Here is a 20772-nt window from a genome sequence, read left to right as displayed (position 1 = left end):
ATTAGATTTACAAAAATCCATCCCCCCATTCTCACAAAAGCCATCGTCAGCCATAAAAAATAGAATCACCCTTTCTATTTCAGAATTATCTCAATATTACAAATTCGACAATTACTTTATTTCCCCTTTAAAAAACACTAATATTTTACTAATATGTAAATTTTATTTTTTAGGTATTAAATCCTGATTTCTGACTTTTTATCGCCACCAAAAAAAGTCTAACAAAATTTCTGTCAGACTTACTTTTTTTATGATTTTAAAACCCATTTTTCAATCGCTTTAGCGACACCATTTTCTTCATTTGTTGCTGTGATCCAGTCCGCTGTCTCCTTCACGATTTCCTGTGCATTCCCCATCGCAACACCAAGGCCTGCTTCCTTAATCATCATAATATCATTCAAGCTATCGCCAACTGCCATCACTTCGTTCATGTTAATACCTAGGCGATTACAAACGACTTCAATGGCTTTGGCTTTATTAATTCCAAGTGCGTTCACTTCAATATTCGTTGGACTTGAATTACTAACTTCAAGCTGGCCATTCCCTTTAAGGAGCTGGATAATTTCTTCTCGTGCTTTATTATCACTCGTATTAAATCCGAACTTCAACCACTCTGAGGCGAAAAGGTCTTCAGGAATATCGTCTCGATACACTCGATCACAACTGACGGCCCAGTAGTCTGTTTTAAATTGGTTACATATGTCAAGCATCCATTTCACAAAATCGGTTTGGATAATATTTCTCTCGACTAGTTTTCCCTGTTCGTTATAAATTTCACTGCCATTTACTGTAACTAAATATGAAGATAGTTCTAATGATTTCGCATAGTCACTACAGGTTGCAAAGGTGCGTCCTGTGCTTAGAACAACATGAACCCCTTGTCCCTCAGCCGCCTTAATTGCCTGCCGGTTCTCTTCCGTCACTTTATTGTCTGGATCTAAGAGTGTTCCGTCCATATCCAAAGCAATTAATTTTATTTCATTTTTCAATATGTATTCTGACATTTCGCTACCATCCTTTCGCAAGTATTGAATTTCATCACATTCACTTTGTCGTTTCTTTCATCCAATCCTGTTAGCGAAACTTCCATCAGTGGGGGATTCAACCTGTTCATCCGTGATAAATTATTAATGGGTCCATACCTCTTGCAATGTGTTTCTAAATAGCAGGTTTAAATCTGTTGTTGGATCAACAGCTTCTTTTTGTAAATGTTTTACATATTGTTCAAGTCGAGGAATTTCACTTTCGATAAATTGATTGATGATTTGTATTCTTGGCTCATAATCTAACTCGACACTTGCTATTTTTCTTTCTAGCAATGTTGTGATTTCGTCCTTCAATTTCCCATCAGGAACTAATGCTGCTAATAAAACCTGAAATTCATTTGGCGGGAATGTATTGTATGTTTCAATCCATTTTGCGGCTAGTAACGGACGTAAAACGTAAAAATATTTTTTAATTTTCACAGAATTTCGCTGCAGATAGTCCCGATAATTGCCATTGGCCATATGTAAATAGTGATATACGCCGGAGCTTGGGATAAACACATCTTTCTCCATATTGCGCATTTGATGGATCGTAGAATATGCCGTGTAATATTGTATGCTTGAATGCATCCATTCTAAAAGGGCTGGATTGGATTTGCGGAACAAACGTAACGCTTTCGTGATTTCCCATCCATTTATATCAAGTAAATTATGAATAGGATGTTCAATCACATCTCGCTTGTTGTTATCAATGGATAAATACCATTCTGGTTTATGAACGTAAATAAAACGAACATCATAGTCACTATCTTTAGACGGGAAGCCCCATGCCCTACTTCCTGATTCACATGCATAAACAATCTTCACATCAAATTCTAGTTCAATTCGCTTTAATTTTTGGAGTATTACCGGTTTCATTTTCCACCTCTACACGAAAATTTCGCTAACTATCATTTAAACCATACTGGAAAGTGCTAATTTATTCAACAAAAAAAGCCATAAGCAGGCTTTTTTAAGCAATGATTCCATCATTTTCCCTTAGGGTCATTTGTTTGTAAGGAATTCTCCTTCCATGTCTGAACCCCATCATCTTCATCGAATTCGACGATGACGTCCGTAACACCTCTTTCATTGCTGATTGCTTCAACTAAACGGTCTTTTATATCATCTGCTTCGGCAATCGTAATTGATGCATCCAATTCTACTTCTAGTTCGACATGAAGATGCTCCCCTTCTTTTAATACAGTGATTTCTTGAATATCTTTCACATCGGGATCTTTAATGACCATATCGCCAATTTTATTACGAATTTCTGTATCAGATTCTCCAAGTACACCTGCTGCATTATCAAGGAAGACCCTCCCAACTACAAAGAACATCATCCCCCCAATCATGACAGAGGCAACCCCTTCTGCTTGAGCAAACATAGTGTAGTGTGACAGCAGAATAGCCACAATTGCGAGGACTCCTCCAGCAGTAGCAACGAAGTCTTCTAAAAAAACGAGTTTTGTTGCTGGTTTCGCTTTTTTATAAGCTCCAAAGCTTTTCGTAGCAATTTGAATCCCGGATGCCTCCACACCTGTTTCATGAAGTACTTCTTTCATCGCTTTAAATAATACAAACGCTTCAAGAATGACTGCTGCAATAAGAACTGTAAGATTAATCACAATCCCAGCTGAATGAGCTGGATGAATGATATGGTGAATTCCTTCTTTAACGGTTTCATATGACATGATGCCTACGATCAATACAGCTCCTAATAAAACAAGGTTGACAAGTCGACCAAATCCTTCAGGAAAACGGTCTGTAGGTGCTTTCTTACTAAGTGCTGAGCCGATGAATACAAAAAATTGATTGGCCGCATCTCCTATACTATGTAACATTTCTGCAAACATCGCGACATTTCCGGTAATAAAATAAGCAACAGCTTTTAAGATGGCAATAATTGCATTAACACATGCAGCGATAATTGCTGATTTATTACCTTGTTTTAATAATCTAAGTAATTCACTCATAGGCAGATTCCTCTTTCTTTTTGTATTGTTAAAGCCTAAAGATGGTTGAAAACAGTCATATTACTTTTATACTTTGAAGAAATATGCCCTTATTCTTTTATTCTAAATTCTTTATATATATGAACCATTTTATTTTAGTAAACTACCTCTAATGTTTTGAAATTATTCCATCTAACTTTTCAATTAACAATACAGCAAGAAAATTTTCCTGATTATTGTAGAGCAGTTACGGAAATGGATTTCAAGAAACTAATGCCTGAAAGTTTTAACAGAAGTTTATTCTGCACAGTAATGTTATTTTGCACATATACAGATAGATGATCCATTCTCATTTCCCTGTATTGTTCTAAATATTTTGGCTTACCAGGAACAGCGACTATTTCTTGTATACCTACCGAACAGCAACCATTCACTACTAAGTTTTTTACAGTTATTGTATTCCCTTTCGCTTCAATCCACTTTTTCGCTTGTTCTTCGATTTCAATAATCAAGCCCATTCACCCTTTCATTTTCTAATAGCTATTTCAATAAAGTGTAACTTCCTTTTGAGTAATGGTAACTGCTTCATCTAATTGCCTCAAAAATAAAGGAACCCTAAAAAACAAAATTGATTTCTGATTTTAGGGTTCCTACCTGTTTTATATAATTAAAAGTTTTTTTCACATACCTTGTTGTTTTTCTATTATATGTATACAAACAACATAGGTTGATTTCTGTTGGAAGTACTCGCTTATTTGCGGGCGGTCTAACGAAGCCTCCTCCGTACTTTGCACTTATGGGGTATCCCTAAAACAGGCTTCTCTAAGCAGGAATCTTGCCATCCGCTCCAACTGTTCGAATTGGTTTCTTGCTAAAACAACAAACTTTTGGAAAAGAGCCAACTAAAAACAATGCTTATTTTGTAATGTTTAGTAGTCGTTTTGACTCCAATTTAGATAATTCACATGATTAGTCAACTATTTTTTTTAATTTTGACGGATTATTTACCTTATACAAGATCTCTTTGTTGAATTTCTTATCAACAATTTTTCCGTCAAATTCAAGCTGATCTTGTTCTTCTAACTCAAGTTTTTTTAAAGTCTTGCTGTAGGCACACCACGCATCGCCAATAAACAATTCTGCTTCTCCCGTAATCTGGACATTTTCCAACAAAATCACTTCATCTTCTTCACCAGTGAAATGGTTCATTTTCGCGGTAAATTCTTTAATTTTTGCGGTGAAGTGAACTTTATCTTCAGGCAGCGCTAATTTAGGTTTCTTTTCTTTCTTTGGTTTTTTTTCTTTAGGCTTCTCTTCTTTTTTTGCTACAATATCTTCAACTGGCATTTCAATGGTGTCATTAGTAACCTCAGATGTTGCATCAAAAACAGTACCACTCAATAATTCTTTGCCGAAGTTGTTACTTTGCATTTCCTTCAAAAAGGCTGGATGGATACAGCTTAGTGAACCATCTTCAAATTCAACAACAATTGTATTAAATCCGTTCGAGTATGCTTGGTAGCCTGCAAGTTTTACTTTCCCTTGATAATAGGGCGTTTTATACCATAGATCATCTTTAACCGATCTGGCGGTAAACAAACTCCATTCTATGCCTTTTTCAATATATTCTTCTCTATTTTCAAATGTTAAAAATTCGCCAACAGGCGGAATTTTATATACAGCATTTGCCAAACAAAACACTCCTCTAAATCTTCTTTTTATCAGTTTATCAAAATCTCAGAACATTTAACAACAGTGGTTATCATTGGTATAACAATGTGTTAATGCTTTAAAGCTTCTTATACAAAAAAATGAGGATAGCCCAGAAGTTTAGTGGCCAGACTCCGCAACTAGTACATACAGTTTAGTAAAAGTGTAAGTAACACTATAAACTGTCTGGCGTGCTGAATCAGACCCTTTAAGGACATCCTCACTCTTTTGTTTTATCCCGCATTAACGGGCAGTAAGACCCCCACCTCAAGGTTTACAGGAATCAAAGATGCGTAAGTGGGGCAACTGCCCATAAAAGACCGATTGGTGAGATACAGTGAAACTTACCTTTGTGGTCTTCAAAGGTTAAGTTGAGACCCACAGGATGTCGGTCACTCAGACGTTGTCGCAGGGCTCGGCGTACTTAGTCTAAGTTCGCTGAATCGGGTTCCTAGTGTCGCGCTTTATTTACCTTCGCTGCGTGAAAGTAAATAAAGCGCGACACTAGAGCGGGGCTAACAATCAGTAGGCGATGAAGCTCCCACTGATTGAAGTTTCACTTTATCTTTGGAACTGTACGCGATGCAAATTCGCGAATATTCCACCCTGATCAATCAACTCATCATGCTTCCCTTGCTCAGCAATTCCTTCTTCAGTAACAACTACGATCCGATCAGCGTTTCGAATCGTCGCTAGCCTGTGAGCAATAACTAAAGTCGTTCTATTCACAGCAAGCTCAGTCAACGCTTCTTGAATAATCATCTCAGTTTCTGTATCCAATGCCGACGTGGCTTCATCGAGAATTAAAATTGGCGGATTTTTCAAAAACATCCGTGCAATAGCGATCCGCTGTTTCTGTCCACCTGATAATTTTAGACCTCGTTCTCCAATTTGGGTTTCGTATCCATCTGGAAGGCCAGCAATAAAGCTTTCAAGATGAGCTTTTTTTGCGGCATCATAAATTTGTTCGTCTGTTGCACCTAGCATTCCATATGCAATGTTTTCTTTCAAAGTTCCTGTAAATAAAAACACATCTTGCTGCACAATGCCAATTTGTGATCGAAGTGATTGCTTTGTCATCTCTCGAACATCAATCCCGTCGATTTTAATGCTACCATTAGTTACATCGTAGAACCTTGGAATTAAGGAGCAGATTGTTGTTTTTCCAGCTCCCGATGGACCGACAAAGGCAACTGTTTCACCTGCATGAATTGTCAGATCTATCTCGTTCAAAACCGTTCTTTTATCGTCATAACCAAAGCTTACTTTAGAAAACGAGATGTCACCTAGTAACGATTCAACTATCTCAGCCCCTGGTTTATCTTGTACGTCTGGGTCGACATCAAGAAGTTCAGTAAACCGCTTAAAGCCAGCCATCCCTTTTGGATACAACTCCATCAAGGCGCTAATTTTATCAACTGGTTTAAATAACACATTCACATATAAAACAAATCCTACCATTTCCCCGTACGATAAACGATTTTCATAGACTAACCAAGCACCAACTACTAATACGGCAAGAGTCATAAAGCGAGTCATCATGTAAATTCCTGATGAACTGAAGGACATCACTTTATAGCCGCGTAGCTTTGCTTTTCTAAATTTCTTGTTATTGCCAGAGAAGCGATCCATTTCATAATTTTCATTTGTAAAAGATTGGACTACTCGCACACCTGAAACACTGTCTTCCACACGTGCATTCACATCTGCTACTTCTGTATACATTTGCTTCCAAGCTTTGTTCATTTTCATATTACTGAATATTATAAGTACTACAAGAAACGGTAAAATACAAACTGTCACTAGAGCAAGTTGGATATTAATTGTCATCATAATCCAAAAAGCACCAAAGAATGTCATAACAGCAATAAATAAATCCTCTGGTCCATGGTGGGCAAGCTCACCGATATCAAACAAATCATTCGTAATTCGACTCATAATATGACCTGTTTTCGTATTATCGAAAAATTTAAAAGATTGCTTCTGTACATGTTGAAACAACTGCTGACGCATGTCGGTTTCAATATTGATTCCGAGCATATGACCCCAATAGTTCACGATATACTGCAATAATGTACTGATTATGTATAGCACTAACAATCCAACACTCACAGTTGCAATTGTTGGCCAATCTTCCCCAGGTAGCAAACTATCGATGAACCATTGTACAGCAAGTGGAAAGGCCAATTCAAGCAAAGCCACAATAACAGCACAGCTAAAATCAACTATAAACAAACGTCGATGTGGTTTATAATAAGAATAAAATCGTTGAATCATTTATCATATCCCCTTTCATATAATACTAGAATTATAGAACCAGCGCAGGAAATAAACAAGTACTCCAAAGATCTGGACTAACACTATTACTGCTAATGGAGTCTTTGCTTTTCCACCTTTAGATCGGCTTCTTTTGTCAGAAAATAAGCTAGTTTCATTTCTGTTTGAAGTAATAACGATGTAGATAAATATAAATGCCCCTAAGAAAATTATTCTTCTTAGGGACATTTTTTCAGTATCAACCTGCTACAATTTAAAAACCGTTCATATAAAATTCTACAGTTTCTATTTCTTCATCAGTTAACGCTCTAGCAAGCAATTGTGCAAGTTCTTGTTCAATGTTTTCTTTATTTCCTTCGTGTTTTTTAGTAAGCTGTGCTGATAGCTTCATGAAGGACAATTGCTTTTGGAATTCATCCTTAGTTAATGGAGATTGATGATGGGAGAGAAAAACTGTCTCTGCCTCAAAGGATTCTAATTTCTGTATTAGCTGTAATGATTTTTCCACCGTATAGTTCCATTTTTCCGCATATAGATTGGCATATAAACAATCCCCTAGAAATAATATCTTCTCTTCTGGCAGATAAATAATAGTCGAATCTTCAGCATGATCTCCGCCTACATGCTCAATCATACATGTAACACCGCCAAGATTAATTTGGAGTGTTTTATTAAAAATAATCTGAGGTAGTGAAAGAACGATCTCCCGTTCATTCCCTAATTCAAGCTTAATTGCGTCAGCACAAAATGGAATTTCAATTCCAGCCTCTACACGCTCGTCCAAAAAAGAATCTTCCCAAGATAATGTTTGCATATGCTTAAGATTTTCAGCAGTTTTTTGTTGAGCAATGACAGGAACTTTGATTTCACTTAATCCAAAAACATGATCCCAATCTGAATGGGTAAGTACAAGATAATCACCTTTTACTGCGTGTTTTGCCAATTGCTCTCGAAACAATTTTGTATGGTTCACAGAATTTCCTGCATCAATCAATAGCGTGTGATCATCTCCGACAACCGCAGCTAATACAGGGCGATCCGTTTTTTGAACAGGCGTTAAATAAAATAAACGTTCCGAAATTTTTACTAATGTTTGCATGTTGCTCACTCCTCGATGTTAAAAACATAGATCAAAGTAAATTGAATAATCAATTTCTCTTAAAAGAATTCGTTTTATTAACATTTACTTATTCTCTAAAGTGCTTATTCTTAATTTATTGTACAACAACTAAAGGTGGTAATCATCTCGATTTTGAAAAAAATGATCTTATGATTTACTTTAATTTATTCAACTTGCAAACTTAAAATAAAATTCCAACCTAACTTGTAGGTGTCAAGACATAAGTATATTCCTCTTTGTAATAAAGTGATATCAATTAGTGGGGAGTTCGTCATCCACCACTGATGTTAGTCCAGTTCTACTTTCGCTAAATCTTCGATAAATCTCCACTACGAACTAAGGTTCAACGAATCACAGACTAAGTATGACGTGTCCTTTAGTCTTTCATCTGTGTGATCCACATCCTATGGGCGCAAACTTTACCTATGCATAACTCTCGGTAAGTTTCACTTTATCTTATTAGTTGTCCTTTAATACCAAAAAGCGACGCCTTTGAGCAACGTATACGCCATCACATTCGATCCTAGTCAGACAAACATAAGATGAATACCGCGGCGTAGTTTGCCACAGAGCATAACAGCTTATGACTTGAAGAAGGGCTAGTAGCCGCAAATAGGCTAGGCAGTTGTCCCCCCATTACGCATCTATGATTCCTCTCATCTAAGCCTTGAGAGGTTTTACTGCTCGTTTTTGCGGGATAAATATATCTTTTATTTTGGCTTTTTTTCGTAAAGATTGTTGTTTTTAGCAAGAAACCAATTTGAACAGATGTTGATTGTAGTGGAAGGTACGAGACTCCTGCGGGAAAAGCGTGTTGAGGGAGACCCCGCAAGTGCAAAGCACTGTGGAGGCTTCTGAGACCGCCCGCGGAAAGCGAGTACCTGCAACGGAAATCAACCCGGGATATTAGTGTAAAAATGATTGAAAAGCAACAAAGTATGTGAAAACAGCCTTTATTTTTAACATACCCTATACTTTCCATTTAAATTAATGGAAATAACAATGATTTCATTTTTCAATAGCTAAGCTACTTTATACCGATTGGATCAGATCCACATTTCTAACTATCTTTTTTCTATTACTAATTGACATATTAAACGAGATATCGAATGTGAGGTCAGACTTCACATTGGGGCTACTTTTATTTCAACACAAGTATATTATCATTCATGTACATCCAATTTTGTGGAAATGACAGGCCGATATGCCAAAATGTGATCCCAGCTAATCGATAGCCGTCAATCATTTCATATTTTGCTGTTATACTCCGAATATCCTCAAACCAAACGATATGCTGAATTCCAGCTTCCCAATATGTATACCAAGGCGATGCTGCAGCCTGATCGTACTCAATTTCACTCCATTTTACAATGGCTTGATTTTGGGCATTATTAACTGAAGTAGCTGTTGTAGTATTACTTGGAATCATCCAGTCATATGCATATAATGGCATAGCTATCTGAAGCTTATTTGATGGGATATTGGCAAGCGCATACCGTATTACTTGAGCCATCCACCAAAGGGGAGAAATGGGATTCGGTGGTCCCGTTGGATAACCGTAATCAATTGTCATTATCGCAACAAGATCAGCCACTTGCCCAATCGCACGATAATCATGCCCTCCAACAATTCGATTGGTAAAATTATCATTTGTTTTTGAATGAAGATTCACATGAAGAATGCGATTCCCAAGTGCATTTTTTAATTCTCTAAGTAATAATACATAATCTCCTCGTCTTGCTGGCGGGATAAATTCAATGTCCATACTTACACCGCTATACCCTTTTTCTTCGATGAAATTCATCATCGATCTTACTAAATTGTTACGATAGACAGGATTGGCTAATACAATTCCAACCAATTCAGCATTAAAGTCTCCGTCTTGAAAATTTCGAATCATCAATAGTGGTTTCACTCCGACTTGTTTGGATTTCTCTAAGAGCGGACGGTCGTCTCCATCCACATATGCAATTCCTTCATTAGTAAAGGAGTAAGCTACGATTGCCAAATAAGTCAGCTGGTAGGAATGCTTTTCAAGGTTATTAAATACCGTTCCTCCGCTAACGGGAAATGCAAAACCGAGTGTAATTAGCTGATTTTTGTACGGTGAGGGCACGCTAATCTTTTGATTGATTTGAAGGTTATTCAGTTCCATACCCGGATTTGCTTGCTGGATTGCTTGCACATTCGTTCCGTAAACGTTCGCAATTTCAAATAGTGTATCTCCAGGTTTTATATAATACAACCGATTTCTTAATGTATGATCTGGGATATAAAGCGCAAGTCCAGGTACGATTGCCTTGCTTGAATTTAAACCATTTATAGTCATAAGTCTTGTCATATCAATCTTATACATGAGTGAAATTGACCAGAGTGTATCACCGGTATTCACCACATGAATTGCCATTTCTCCACCTCATTCCATATCTCCATGTTTGATTTTTAACTTTACAAATTAAAATCGCGCATTTTTTGGCTCCAAAAGGCTGGATTTCCCCTTACGTTATTGTAATTTTCCTTTCTATAAGTTTATGGATCTCTTTCGTTTAGTTATGTCTATTATAAAAATTATATTTTGTTGAAACCTATTCCAAGAATAAAACGTCTAATATTATAAGAAGACTCACTTAATTGGAGGATTAAAAATGCGTAATTTAAGGGTTATAAGCCTAATTCCCCTTCTTCTGACTTGCATAATAGCTTTCATAGATGCAAAATCTTCTTTAAACAAAATGGAAGGGTATACTAGTAATGATGTAGGAAAGTCGACGTTTTCAATTGTACGGGATGTCGGGGATCACAGAGGAACCCATTACATCTTATGTAGAAGTAAGGTGAATATCTTCGATCATTTATTTGAGGTGAACAATTTACATACATACTGCGAAGCAGAAACGCTTCATTCTATGATTATGGACTTTCAAGAATAAAGCGTTTAATCGCTATATTAGTAAAGCAAGGGTCTATTAATATTGATTATTGCTTATTTGATTAACTCTTTAATATCATAAAATTTCCCATTATCCAATTCTGGTTCAAGCAGCAACTCGATCAAGATATTTGCAACAAATTCAGGTGACCGTAGCATTCCTTTCTCCTTATACGTATGAAATCTCGCAGAATCTGCAAAATCAGTCTCATTTGCCGACCTGATCACTTTTTGCATATTTGTATCCATTACACCTGGGGAAAACGAAATGACGTACGCGGGATTTTCCTCTCTTTGTTGTTCAATTCCAGCGACTCTTGTAAACATTTCAAGACCCGCTTTCGAACTACAATATGCGCCCCAGCCTTCATAATGATTCTTAGCTGCCCCGCTTGAAATATTGACAACTATTTTCTTATTATTGTACCCTTGTGTTCTTTTTATAAATGAATCAGTTAAAATCGCCGGAGCCAAATAGTTCAGTTTTGCTTGTAAAACAAATGTGTCTATATCTAGTTCTCCAATTCGTTTTATCGGTTCAACCATACCAGCGTTATTAATGAAATATAGCTCATCTACATCATTTTTCAAATGAGAAATAATTTCATCCATAACACTTTCCAATTGATTTGTTTCCGTTAAATCTGCGCTAACAAATGTAAGTCTCCCACTCGTTTGCGTGGTTTTATGATAAAGCTCTTGATTAATGGTTCTTGCAACTAGTATACATCGGAAGCCTCGATCAAGACATAACTTTGCCAATGCAGCACCTAGTCCGTTAGAAGCTCCTGTTATAATAAATGTTTTCATATTTTCCCGCATCTCCTTATTTTGTATGAAAATGTGCATCATCTTCATGTTTATGGACTATCTAAAAAAGCACCTGGAAATCTTTACGAAAACCAGGCGTCTTAAAAAATTTATTCAACAAAAGGTGGAGCGGAATCTGGATTTTCAATTTCAGAACGTCTTTTTAGTCGAATAAACTTAACGATATTTAACACAATCGTCTTGATAACGGAATATGTAGGGATCGCAAGAATCATCCCTAAAATTCCTGATAAATTACCCGCTACGAGTAACACAAAGATAATCGTTAATGGATGTGTATTTAATTTCTTTCCAATTACTAGCGGAGAAATAAGATTACTATCAAGCTGTTGAACAATAACAACAACGATTATGACCAGGCCAGCTTGTAAAGGTGAATTTATTAATCCAACTATGACAGCAGGTGCTGCTCCTAAAAATGGGCCAACATAGGGAATAATGTTTGTAAATGCCCCTATTAATGCCAAGACAATGGCATATGGGAGATCAATGATTAAATAGCCGATAAATGTTGCTACTCCGACAAACAGACAAACTAAGAACTGACCTTGAATATAAGTGGACAATGTTGCTGCTGTTTCACTTAATAATGTAATACCTTCACTTCGATAATGAGCTGGAATGAATTTTGCGATCGCATGGGGCAATTTATGTCCATCCTTCAACATATAGAATAGAACGAATGGCACCGTAACAATTATTAATGTAATATTCGTTACCACACTAAATACCGAAGATAAACTTGTGTTTAAGTAACTAGGTAAGTCTTTCACAAAATTTACCAATGTTGTTTCCATCTTATCAAGTGATACATAATTTTGATTCAATAACCATTGATATTGCTTAGAAGCAAGGAAATTATTTAAAAATTCTCGACCTTGCCCAATATATTCAGGAAAATTATTCACCAAGTCCGTGATTTGTTTGGTTAATGCTGGTCCAATTAGACTGCCAAGAATGGCAATGATTCCTACAAATAAGACAAAAATCAATAAGATCGCTAAGCCTTTGGGTACTCTTTGATTCGTCAAAAAAATGACTACTGGATTGAAAATAAAGTAAAGAAAGCCAGCGATTAAGACTGGAAAAAACAATGTAGTAGTAAAGATTACGATCGGCTCAAACAAAAAAGAGATTTTTGTTGAAACGAAAATCAAAAGAGCCATCAATAATAACTGTAAAGTCCAAAACTGTAATTTTGACTTCGATTTAAACAAGTTGTTCCCTCCACTCCCACTTACAAAATAATTTTAGTTGCAACATTTACCTATCTACCAGACTACGGAATACACGGGGTGTAATACAAGCGGTCTCGCTAAAGGAATTCGTATTTTTTTCCACATTAACAAGCAGTGCCCTTCCCACCTCATGTCTTCGAGGATTCGTAGGTGGGGGCTGAAGCCTCCACTACTGATTGAAGTTTCACTTTTTATTGAAATTTTTATTCTAATAGAGCTTCCGGTTATAAAATTGGTGCCAATAATCTCGATATAGATTCTTTAAAGCGAAGCCATAATGAGCGCTTATGATAGTCTTCAAGAGTAAGTTGCTTTGAAACTTTAATGTCTTCATTAAAAGCATTTGTAAGTGTATTGGCGAATTTGCAATTGTAAATAAAGGCGTTTACTTCGAAATTTAATTTGAAGCTTCTCATATCAATGTTCGATGTACCTACTGAAGCAGTTTCATTGTCTACGATAATCGTCTTTGCGTGTATAAAGCCATTATCGTAAATATAAATCGATGCTCCTGCCTCAAGCAACTCCCCAATATATGAATAAGTAGCCCAATATACGAATATATGATCTGGTTTATTTGGTATCATTATGCTTACTTTAATACCCGACAATGCTGCAATACGGAGGGCATCTAACAAGCTTGCATCAGGAACAAAATAAGGAGTTTGAATCAAAATGGAGTGTTTAGCCGACATAATTAACTTGATATAACCATTTTTTATTTGTTCCCATTTGGAATCTGGACCACTTGTAACAATTTGCATCCCAATGGAATCAAGAGGAGATTCTATTTCTGGAAAGTGCTCAGGAACAAAGCCAATATCATGGTGCTTAGACGCCTCGTTCCAGTCAAGAATAAACACCGTCTGAATAGCATAAACAGCCGATCCTTGAATTCGCAGATGGGTATCACGCCAATAGCCAAATTTCGGATTTAATCCTATGTATTCATCACCAACATTAAAGCCACCGATATAGCCGATCCTACCATCAATAATGACCAACTTACGATGATTACGGAAGTTAAGGCGCAAATTAATAAAGGGCAAACGACTAGGGAAGAAAACTTCAACTAAACCTCCTGCTTTCCGAAACTCCTTAAAAAAACGCTTCGTTAATCCACGGGAACCTAGCTCATCATAGAGTATGCGTACTGTGACGCCTTCCTTTGCTTTCAACGTCAACAGATCAATAAACCTTTTACCTAGTTCGTCCTTTTTAAGGATATAATATTGAATATGTATATGATCTTTTGCCGCTTTAATATCTTCAAACAATTGAGCAAATTTTTCTTTGCCATCTATAAAGATATCAACAGAATTGTCTTCTGTTAGTACTGCATCATTCGTTCGTAAATGCATATAAATCAATTCTTTATTGTCTTCGGTGATCTGATTCCTAAAATCAAATTGATTTAAATTCAATTGCTCCTGTTGATTTTTTAGAATAGCATCAATCCCGATTTTCTCGCGACCTTCCCATTCAAAGTGATGAGCACGTCGTAATGTCCTGCCGAAAATTAAATATAGGATAAAACCAGCCACAGGAAGAAAGAATAACACAAGTAACCAAGCCCAAGAAGCTCCTGCATCTCTCCTTTCCCAAAAAATAACAAACAAAGCAAAAAGAATATTTAATCCCAGCACAAAATTAAATAATATTGAAGTTATTTGCGCCTCTATCTCAATCAACACCTTCAAATATTTCTTAGTATTATTAACAATACCATGCAAGTACGGATAAGAAAAGTGTATCTGCTTGTATCTTATATTTTACCGATATAGTAGCATATACGATAATCATCTAGTAAAAGTTTCAATTTTTATTCTGTTCTATAAAAGAAAAGGAGACGGGCTCTGTAAATTTTAACAAATTTACTCGCTCCGCCATCAATAATGGTTAGTTTTCTTTTTTAATCATATTCCCTTCAACAATTTTGAATGTATCCAATTACAAATAACTATTGTTCATAATGACAATAGTTATTTCTATTTTTTTGTACAAAGTACGTATCTTATCCTGCTACATGATGAATTTCTAGTAACTTCACTGCAACCGCTTCTGCAAGTGCTTTAGCAGTTTCAGGAACGTATGATTTTAACAACGAATTAGCCATAGGTGCTTTCAATCCTTTTGCAATAATATCCAAATGCCCAGTCATTTTCGTTTTGTTCTCATCAATCATTTCAGCTTTGAAATATCCACTGCCTAAGAAATTTTCATTCATTCCTGTTAGGTGGAATTTGACAATCTCTGGTCCCGACCATTCTGTTATATCCACTAGCAGCTTTACCTTTTTCTTAAGCAACCCAAGATCACTTATGAATTCCCATGTAGACTGGTTCTTTGCCATAACCGTATGTGTAATATATCCTGGTACTAGTGGAGCCCAATTATCAATCACACTAACAAATTTCCAAATATTTTCAATAGATAATGGTATTATTACACTATGTACACCACTCGCCATTAGCTCATCTCCTCACAAATTTCTTACTTTACTGTATATATGTAGACAAGCTAATTAGAACAAAAATCCTCAAATATTAGCTATTTCTCCTTATCCTTTCTAACAAATAAGAGGCATCTCCATAGAACAAATTTGCGTTGTCGTAGCACACGATAGAAACGGTCAAATCCTTTTGCAAGTAGTAGGGATAGATCGTATTTCCTTTACAACATTAGACGAGGTATTAGGATATCATATAGATCCATCTCTTTGTATGCACTGATACTGCAACAAATTATATGATGTTTGAAGTAATGAAATGGATATTTATGAAAAAATGCGATAGAGGCTTGGATGACTGATAAAAATACACTATCAGACAAACCTGTATGGAACAGCATTGGACAAATTCTTTTTTCAAATCGATTTTATGAATAACAATTTGTTATTCATTTTCAATAGCAAATTTTTTTTAGAAACGAGCCTAAAAAAAATAGCCTACAGGGAAAACACACTAAGTTTTCGTGCTTCTACTTAGGATCATTCAAAATAAATTCCATGTTTTATCTGATTGATTCAATAAAAAAAGCCCTTGTACAAGGGCTAAAAGCAAGTATCTATTTATTTTAAAGGTTTATCCTCGTCTTCCGCCTCTACCGCCGCGTTTAGATTCGGTGCTGCGTTTAAGAGATGATAAGTTATCTTCGCTAGCCTTTAAAAATTTAGACATTTTATCTTCAAAGGTTTCTCTTGGTTGAAAATTACTTTTATGACTATCATTCTTACGGAACGGACGCTTATTGTAAGACGGCGTTTGTCCCTCAGGTTTATCAATAGCTTTTTTAATTGATAATGCTATTTTACCTTCTTTTTCACTTAGTACTTTTACTTCAACTTGATCTCCTATTTTAAGGTGATCATTAACATCTTTTACATAACTGTCTGCTACTTCGCTAATATGAACAAGCCCCGTTATGTTCCCCGGCAATTCTATAAATGCACCAAAATTTGTAATTCCTGTAACTTTACCTTGTGTCTTGCTGCCTATTTCGATTGACATTAAAATAATTTCCTCCTAAATGTATCAATAACACAATTATAACAAATTACTGTGATTTTTTACATCTATATTCTATAAAATAACATCATAACTTATGGCTATTGTAATTTCAATAAAGAATAAATTTCTGATTTAAACAAATTATACCTCATAGGCGGTGAATATTATGAAAAAAGAATCACTTAAGACTGATATCTCAGGAACTGAATATCACGAAGTTAAAGCTGACAACATTACCGGGTATGGTGAATTAGACGAACATGTTGATAATGGTCTTAACTACATTTATTAATGTAAATACTTTATCAACATACTTATAAATAATGAAAACTACAGCAAATAGAACTATTAAAGCTCCTGCTATGAGAATAATATAATACATTTTTTCATTTCCTATAACAATTAAAAAAATATATTTGCGCAGTTGCATTCAATTGGTTGCAAATTTAGTAATTAATATATTGTCCTGCCCTTATCAGACACCCATTTTTAACGAACTATTTGTCATCAAGCAACGATTGCTCGCTTATTTGGGACGTTCAATCGAAAATTGTTCACCAAGCTTGGAATAATTATTACCTGCAAGTCTCGCTACTGGATTTAACCCTAGCGCATCTATCCGGCCTTCATGATAAAGAGATTCCTCGATATGATAACGAACTACTCTTCCAATCAATAAGTCACAACCCAATTCCAAATCATTACCACCTAATGAAATTGCCCGTTCAAGTTTACATTCAAAGCGAACTTTTGCTTCATTAATTCCTGGTACAGTAATTTGTTCACTTTCAATAATGGTAAAATTCGTTCTTTCCAATTCACTTTTATCTAGTGGTAATTCTGCGGCTGTTTCATTTGCACCGGCTACAAGATCACCATCGATAATATGAATAACCAATTCACCTTTTTCGAGAGCATTTCGTGCAGTATCTTTTTGAATGCCAGCTTTACGCTGTACCGACACAGAAAGCAATGGTGGATTTGAACTAACAATATTGAAATAGCTGAATGGAGCTGCGTTAATGACGCCCTCATTAGATAAAGTAGTCACTAAAGCAATCGGTCTCGGAATAATGCTCCCAACCAGAAATTTGTAATTATCCCGCTCACTCATCGTTTCTGGATTCAAAGAAATCATCTGATCACCCTTTTAACCAAAATGTTTTTGAAACCAAACCCCTGCCTCTTCTACTTCAGAACGTGTCAGCTGGTGGCCAAAGTTTTCCCACTTCACTTCAACCATCGCGCCAGCCGATTGAAGCAATTGACTTAAATCTTCGGTTTCTCTCGCTGGGCATATTGGATCATTCACACCTGCTGCAATAAAGACAGGGATCCCGCTATTATTCGATAATTCAATTCCTCGTCTTGGCACCATCGGATGATGAAGGATGGCCCCTTTCAACGCTTTCTCATAATGGAATAGCAAACTTGCAGCAATATTGGCACCATTTGAATAGCCAAGCGCAACGATATTTTTGCAATCGAATTCGTATTCTTTAGCTGCATGATCAATAAATTCATTTAATTCCTGTGTGCGAAACACCAAATCTTCTTCATCAAAAACACCTTCAGCAAGGCGGCGGAAAAAACGAGGCATTCCATTTTCTAACACATTTCCGCGAACACTTAAAACAGATGATTCAGGCGATACCATCTCTGCTATTCCTAGTAAATCGGTTTCAGTCCCTCCCGTCCCATGTAAAAGCAATAAAACAGGTGCCTCTAAATTACTTCCTTTTTGAAAAATATGTTTCATCATTACTTATCTTCCTCCAATACTCTCGGAATTGCCGGTAATAAAGTTGTTTCCATTGATTCTCGTTTCTCTTCCAACCATGACGGGAGCATTAAATTACTCCCCATCGTTTCATATGATTCATCATAAGCAAACCCTGGTGGATCAGTGGCAATTTCAAATAATATGCCACCATGTTCTCTAAAGTAAATCGCATCAAAATATTGCCGATTCTTAATCGGCGTTACCCCAAAGCCAAAGCGACTTATATGCTTACTCCATTCGTGATGGTCAGCAAAATCATTGGCACGCCAAGCAATATGATGAACTGTTCCTACACCTATCGAGCCCATTGGTAAAGCGACTTTTTTCACATCAATCACATTTCCAATATCAGAAGTTGATTGAAATCTAACAAACTCTCGTTCTTCTCCTACTTTTTCTAGTCCCATGACTTCTACTAAAGTTTTCATTGTTTTTTCTGGAGCAGCCGTTAGTAGGACAGCGCCACCAAACCCTTTAATGGCTTTATTAGAAGGTACGCCTCCAAACCCCCACTCGCTATTCGCTCCAGCTTTACGGGCTACAAGTTCTACATGTAAACCATGAGAATCTTGAAACTGAAGATAATCCTCGTCAAATCTTCTACGTTTTTTAAAGGTAATTTTGAATTTTGTTAAACGCTCCTCCCAGAATCCCAATGTATCTTCAGGTACTACATAGGAAGTAATCCCAACTTGTCCAGACCCTAAACGACCGCGATAAGCATTTGGCCAAGGGAAAAAAGTAATAATTGACCCAGGAGAACCAGTGTCATTACCAAAATATAAATGATACGTGCCTGGATCATCATAGTTTACAGTTTTCTTAACCATTCTTAAACCAAGGACACCCGCATAAAAGTCGACGTTTTCTTGCGGATTACCGACAATAGCAGAAATATGGTGTATTCCTGACGTGTGCTTTTGCATATTGATACTACCTTTACTTGTTATTTTTTTATTCAATGGTTTTTATTTTGCCTCAATTTATTTTGAGCGACAAACTCATCCATAATTATCTTCGTTCAAATATCTTGAATTAAAGATAACTCTTTTTTTTTATGTTGTCAATACTCCTTATACTTTTTTTGTATGAAGGACATGGGGTCGGGGCTTAACGACTTAGTATAATAGCCAATCAATTTATCAGGTATACTATTTTTATTGAATTCGTCCAAAAATTCCGGCTCCGCACCGCCACCGTTGAGATTAGGCGAGTGTAGCGTGCTTCATGAAATTTCCTTTAGGGTAAAAAGTGGCGTTTTAACACCGTTTTCGTTTTGAATAAAGAATATTATAAGGTTTCCCGTTTTTCAAAACAAAATCCAAGGAATTACTCGTCATTTCCTATACAATAGTAGTAAAGACTAATCAAGGAGGCTATAAATATGGCTGAACATCAATTTCATTTACACGCTATTTGGGAAGGTGGTCGAAACGATACTGGGATAATAGAGGCTGGCAATCTTAAAACAAAAATAAGTATTCCTCCTGAAATGGATGGACCAGGTATCGGAACAAATCCAGATGAAATGCTTCTTGGAGCAGCAGCAACTTGCTACATCATAACGTTAGCGGCAATGATGGAAAGAAGTAAGCTGGAAAAAGAAAAAATCACCCTTCATTCAGAAGGCATTGTTGATGTTACTAACGGTGTGTTTACATATAAAAAAATTATTCATCGACCTACAATCGTTCTTAAACAAGTTGCCAATGAAAGTGAGCATCATTTAGCAAGAAAGCTCGCCGAAAAAGCTGAGACATCGTGTATGATTTCACGAGCCCTTAAAGGGAATGTAGAAATTTCTTTAGAAGTAGAGATCACATCTGCAAGCTAGAGAAAGAAAACTAAATAGCCCTTCAAATTCCTATTTAGAAACTCTACCTCCACTCTGTAAATCATTTTTAGTCTTGTATAGTTTCTCACCTCTTAGCAAAAAGTAACGTTGGAGGTGAACATAATGAGTAAAATTAAAAAGGATCATTCCAAAGCAAGCCTACGTTCTTCACAAGTAGAAGGTCAAGGTACCACCACTCATGAAACAGGTTCGATTCAAGTACCTTCATCAAACAAGAAACAAAAACGCAGTTAATCACCTATCATACCCTTATATTCTAAAGAACTAACTAATTAAGAAATGGTGACTCAGATGACTAAAAAAAGGAATACAAAACAACATACAAGACTTTATATTGAACCTTCAGACAGTCCTAAACTTGTGATCTCAACGAATTTGGACCAAAATTCCGACGAAGAAAATCCATATTTAGCACAAAAAGAAGGAATTAGTAAGCAAGAAATTGAAAATTTTTTTAATAAGTAAACATATTGAGGATATCCAAAAGGGTCAGACCCTTTTGGATATCCTCTTTATCTGAATGGCCAGGCTGATATTCTA

The 20772-nt window shown here is 36.2% G+C and carries 20 protein-coding genes and 1 pseudogene; 5 read left to right on the top strand and 16 right to left on the bottom strand.

Features of this window, described 5'->3' with window-relative positions; translation table 11 throughout:
- Nucleotides 1–248: 248 nt before the first annotated feature.
- The 12 genes from HNP81_RS11220 to HNP81_RS11165 all read right to left on the bottom strand — a co-directional run bounded on the left by HNP81_RS11220 (nucleotide 249) and on the right by HNP81_RS11165 (nucleotide 15555).
- Entirely contained in the window at nucleotides 249–1004 is a 756-nt protein-coding gene (locus tag HNP81_RS11220) for a Cof-type HAD-IIB family hydrolase (RefSeq protein ID WP_028391342.1), read from the bottom strand.
- Nucleotides 1005–1127: 123 nt separating this feature from the next.
- A complete protein-coding gene (locus HNP81_RS11215) occupies nucleotides 1128–1904 on the bottom strand; it encodes a nucleotidyltransferase domain-containing protein (RefSeq protein WP_182502680.1) in 777 nt (258 codons plus the stop codon).
- 110 nt (nucleotides 1905–2014) lie between these two features.
- Nucleotides 2015–3001, bottom strand: coding sequence for a cation diffusion facilitator family transporter (locus HNP81_RS11210; RefSeq protein WP_028391344.1), 987 nt, complete (start codon nucleotides 2999–3001; stop codon nucleotides 2015–2017).
- A gap of 212 nt (nucleotides 3002–3213) precedes the next feature.
- Nucleotides 3214–3492, bottom strand: a complete 279-nt coding sequence (locus tag HNP81_RS11205; RefSeq protein ID WP_028391345.1) for a CC/Se motif family (seleno)protein — start codon at nucleotides 3490–3492, stop codon at nucleotides 3214–3216.
- Between the two features lie 457 nt (nucleotides 3493–3949).
- A complete protein-coding gene (locus HNP81_RS11200; protein WP_182502679.1) occupies nucleotides 3950–4672 on the bottom strand; it encodes a hypothetical protein in 723 nt (240 codons plus the stop codon).
- A gap of 579 nt (nucleotides 4673–5251) precedes the next feature.
- Complete coding sequence (locus HNP81_RS11195; RefSeq protein ID WP_028391347.1) at nucleotides 5252–6967, bottom strand: ABC transporter ATP-binding protein; 1716 nt, start codon at nucleotides 6965–6967, stop codon at nucleotides 5252–5254.
- Nucleotides 6968–7220: 253 nt separating this feature from the next.
- Entirely contained in the window at nucleotides 7221–8066 is an 846-nt protein-coding gene (locus HNP81_RS11190; protein ID WP_182502678.1) for an MBL fold metallo-hydrolase, read from the bottom strand.
- A gap of 1162 nt (nucleotides 8067–9228) precedes the next feature.
- Complete coding sequence (locus HNP81_RS11185; RefSeq protein WP_182502677.1) at nucleotides 9229–10494, bottom strand: glycosyl hydrolase family 18 protein; 1266 nt, start codon at nucleotides 10492–10494, stop codon at nucleotides 9229–9231.
- Nucleotides 10495–11070: 576 nt separating this feature from the next.
- Nucleotides 11071–11826, bottom strand: coding sequence for a (S)-benzoin forming benzil reductase (locus HNP81_RS11180; RefSeq protein WP_182502676.1), 756 nt, complete (start codon nucleotides 11824–11826; stop codon nucleotides 11071–11073).
- A gap of 110 nt (nucleotides 11827–11936) precedes the next feature.
- Nucleotides 11937–13013 carry an AI-2E family transporter gene (locus HNP81_RS11175; RefSeq protein ID WP_051405015.1) on the bottom strand — a complete coding sequence of 359 codons (1077 nt, stop codon included), beginning with the start codon at nucleotides 13011–13013 and terminating at the stop codon, nucleotides 11937–11939.
- Between the two features lie 296 nt (nucleotides 13014–13309).
- On the bottom strand, nucleotides 13310–14767 hold the full coding sequence (gene cls / locus HNP81_RS11170) for a cardiolipin synthase (protein WP_312859674.1): 1458 nt from the start codon (nucleotides 14765–14767) through the stop codon (nucleotides 13310–13312).
- Nucleotides 14768–15099: 332 nt separating this feature from the next.
- Nucleotides 15100–15555 (bottom strand): SRPBCC family protein, encoded by a 456-nt coding sequence (locus tag HNP81_RS11165; RefSeq protein WP_182502675.1) that lies wholly within the window; start codon nucleotides 15553–15555, stop codon nucleotides 15100–15102.
- A 109-nt stretch (nucleotides 15556–15664) separates the two neighbouring features.
- On the opposite strand from HNP81_RS11165, the pseudogene HNP81_RS11160 reads away from it, so the two are divergent.
- Nucleotides 15665–15854, top strand: a pseudogene (locus HNP81_RS11160) (IS1595 family transposase); the annotation flags it as partial.
- Between the two features lie 314 nt (nucleotides 15855–16168).
- Here the strand turns inward: HNP81_RS11160 and HNP81_RS11155 are convergent.
- A complete protein-coding gene (locus HNP81_RS11155; protein WP_028391355.1) occupies nucleotides 16169–16594 on the bottom strand; it encodes a S1 domain-containing RNA-binding protein in 426 nt (141 codons plus the stop codon).
- A gap of 166 nt (nucleotides 16595–16760) precedes the next feature.
- Between HNP81_RS11155 and HNP81_RS24260 the strand changes: the two genes are divergently transcribed.
- On the top strand, nucleotides 16761–16886 hold the full coding sequence (locus HNP81_RS24260; protein WP_281384496.1) for a hypothetical protein: 126 nt from the start codon (nucleotides 16761–16763) through the stop codon (nucleotides 16884–16886).
- A 234-nt stretch (nucleotides 16887–17120) separates the two neighbouring features.
- On the opposite strand, the gene HNP81_RS11150 is transcribed toward HNP81_RS24260, so the two are convergent.
- Genes HNP81_RS11150 through HNP81_RS11140 form a run of 3 tightly spaced genes read right to left on the bottom strand, consistent with a single transcriptional unit; the run spans nucleotide 17121 to nucleotide 19303 of the window.
- Entirely contained in the window at nucleotides 17121–17732 is a 612-nt protein-coding gene (locus tag HNP81_RS11150) for a flavin reductase family protein (protein WP_028391356.1), read from the bottom strand.
- Between the two features lie 12 nt (nucleotides 17733–17744).
- Complete coding sequence (locus HNP81_RS11145) at nucleotides 17745–18356, bottom strand: alpha/beta hydrolase (protein WP_182502674.1); 612 nt, start codon at nucleotides 18354–18356, stop codon at nucleotides 17745–17747.
- A complete protein-coding gene (locus tag HNP81_RS11140; RefSeq protein ID WP_182502673.1) occupies nucleotides 18356–19303 on the bottom strand; it encodes a ring-cleaving dioxygenase in 948 nt (315 codons plus the stop codon). Before HNP81_RS11140 ends, HNP81_RS11145 begins: the two co-directional genes overlap by 1 nt.
- 458 nt (nucleotides 19304–19761) lie before the next feature.
- On the opposite strand from HNP81_RS11140, the gene HNP81_RS11135 reads away from it, so the two are divergent.
- The 3 genes from HNP81_RS11135 to HNP81_RS11125 all read left to right on the top strand — a co-directional run bounded on the left by HNP81_RS11135 (nucleotide 19762) and on the right by HNP81_RS11125 (nucleotide 20697).
- A complete protein-coding gene (locus tag HNP81_RS11135) occupies nucleotides 19762–20211 on the top strand; it encodes an OsmC family protein (RefSeq protein WP_028391359.1) in 450 nt (149 codons plus the stop codon).
- 120 nt (nucleotides 20212–20331) lie between these two features.
- Nucleotides 20332–20466, top strand: coding sequence for a YuzL family protein (locus tag HNP81_RS11130; protein WP_152534766.1), 135 nt, complete (start codon nucleotides 20332–20334; stop codon nucleotides 20464–20466).
- 57 nt (nucleotides 20467–20523) lie between these two features.
- Complete coding sequence (locus HNP81_RS11125) at nucleotides 20524–20697, top strand: hypothetical protein (RefSeq protein ID WP_182502672.1); 174 nt, start codon at nucleotides 20524–20526, stop codon at nucleotides 20695–20697.
- Nucleotides 20698–20772 lie beyond the last annotated feature (75 nt).

This window comes from Peribacillus huizhouensis (assembly GCF_014138605.1).
GTDB classification, from domain to species: domain Bacteria; phylum Bacillota; class Bacilli; order Bacillales; family DSM-1321; genus Peribacillus; species Peribacillus huizhouensis.
This window is presented reverse-complemented; position numbering and strand designations above follow the sequence as displayed.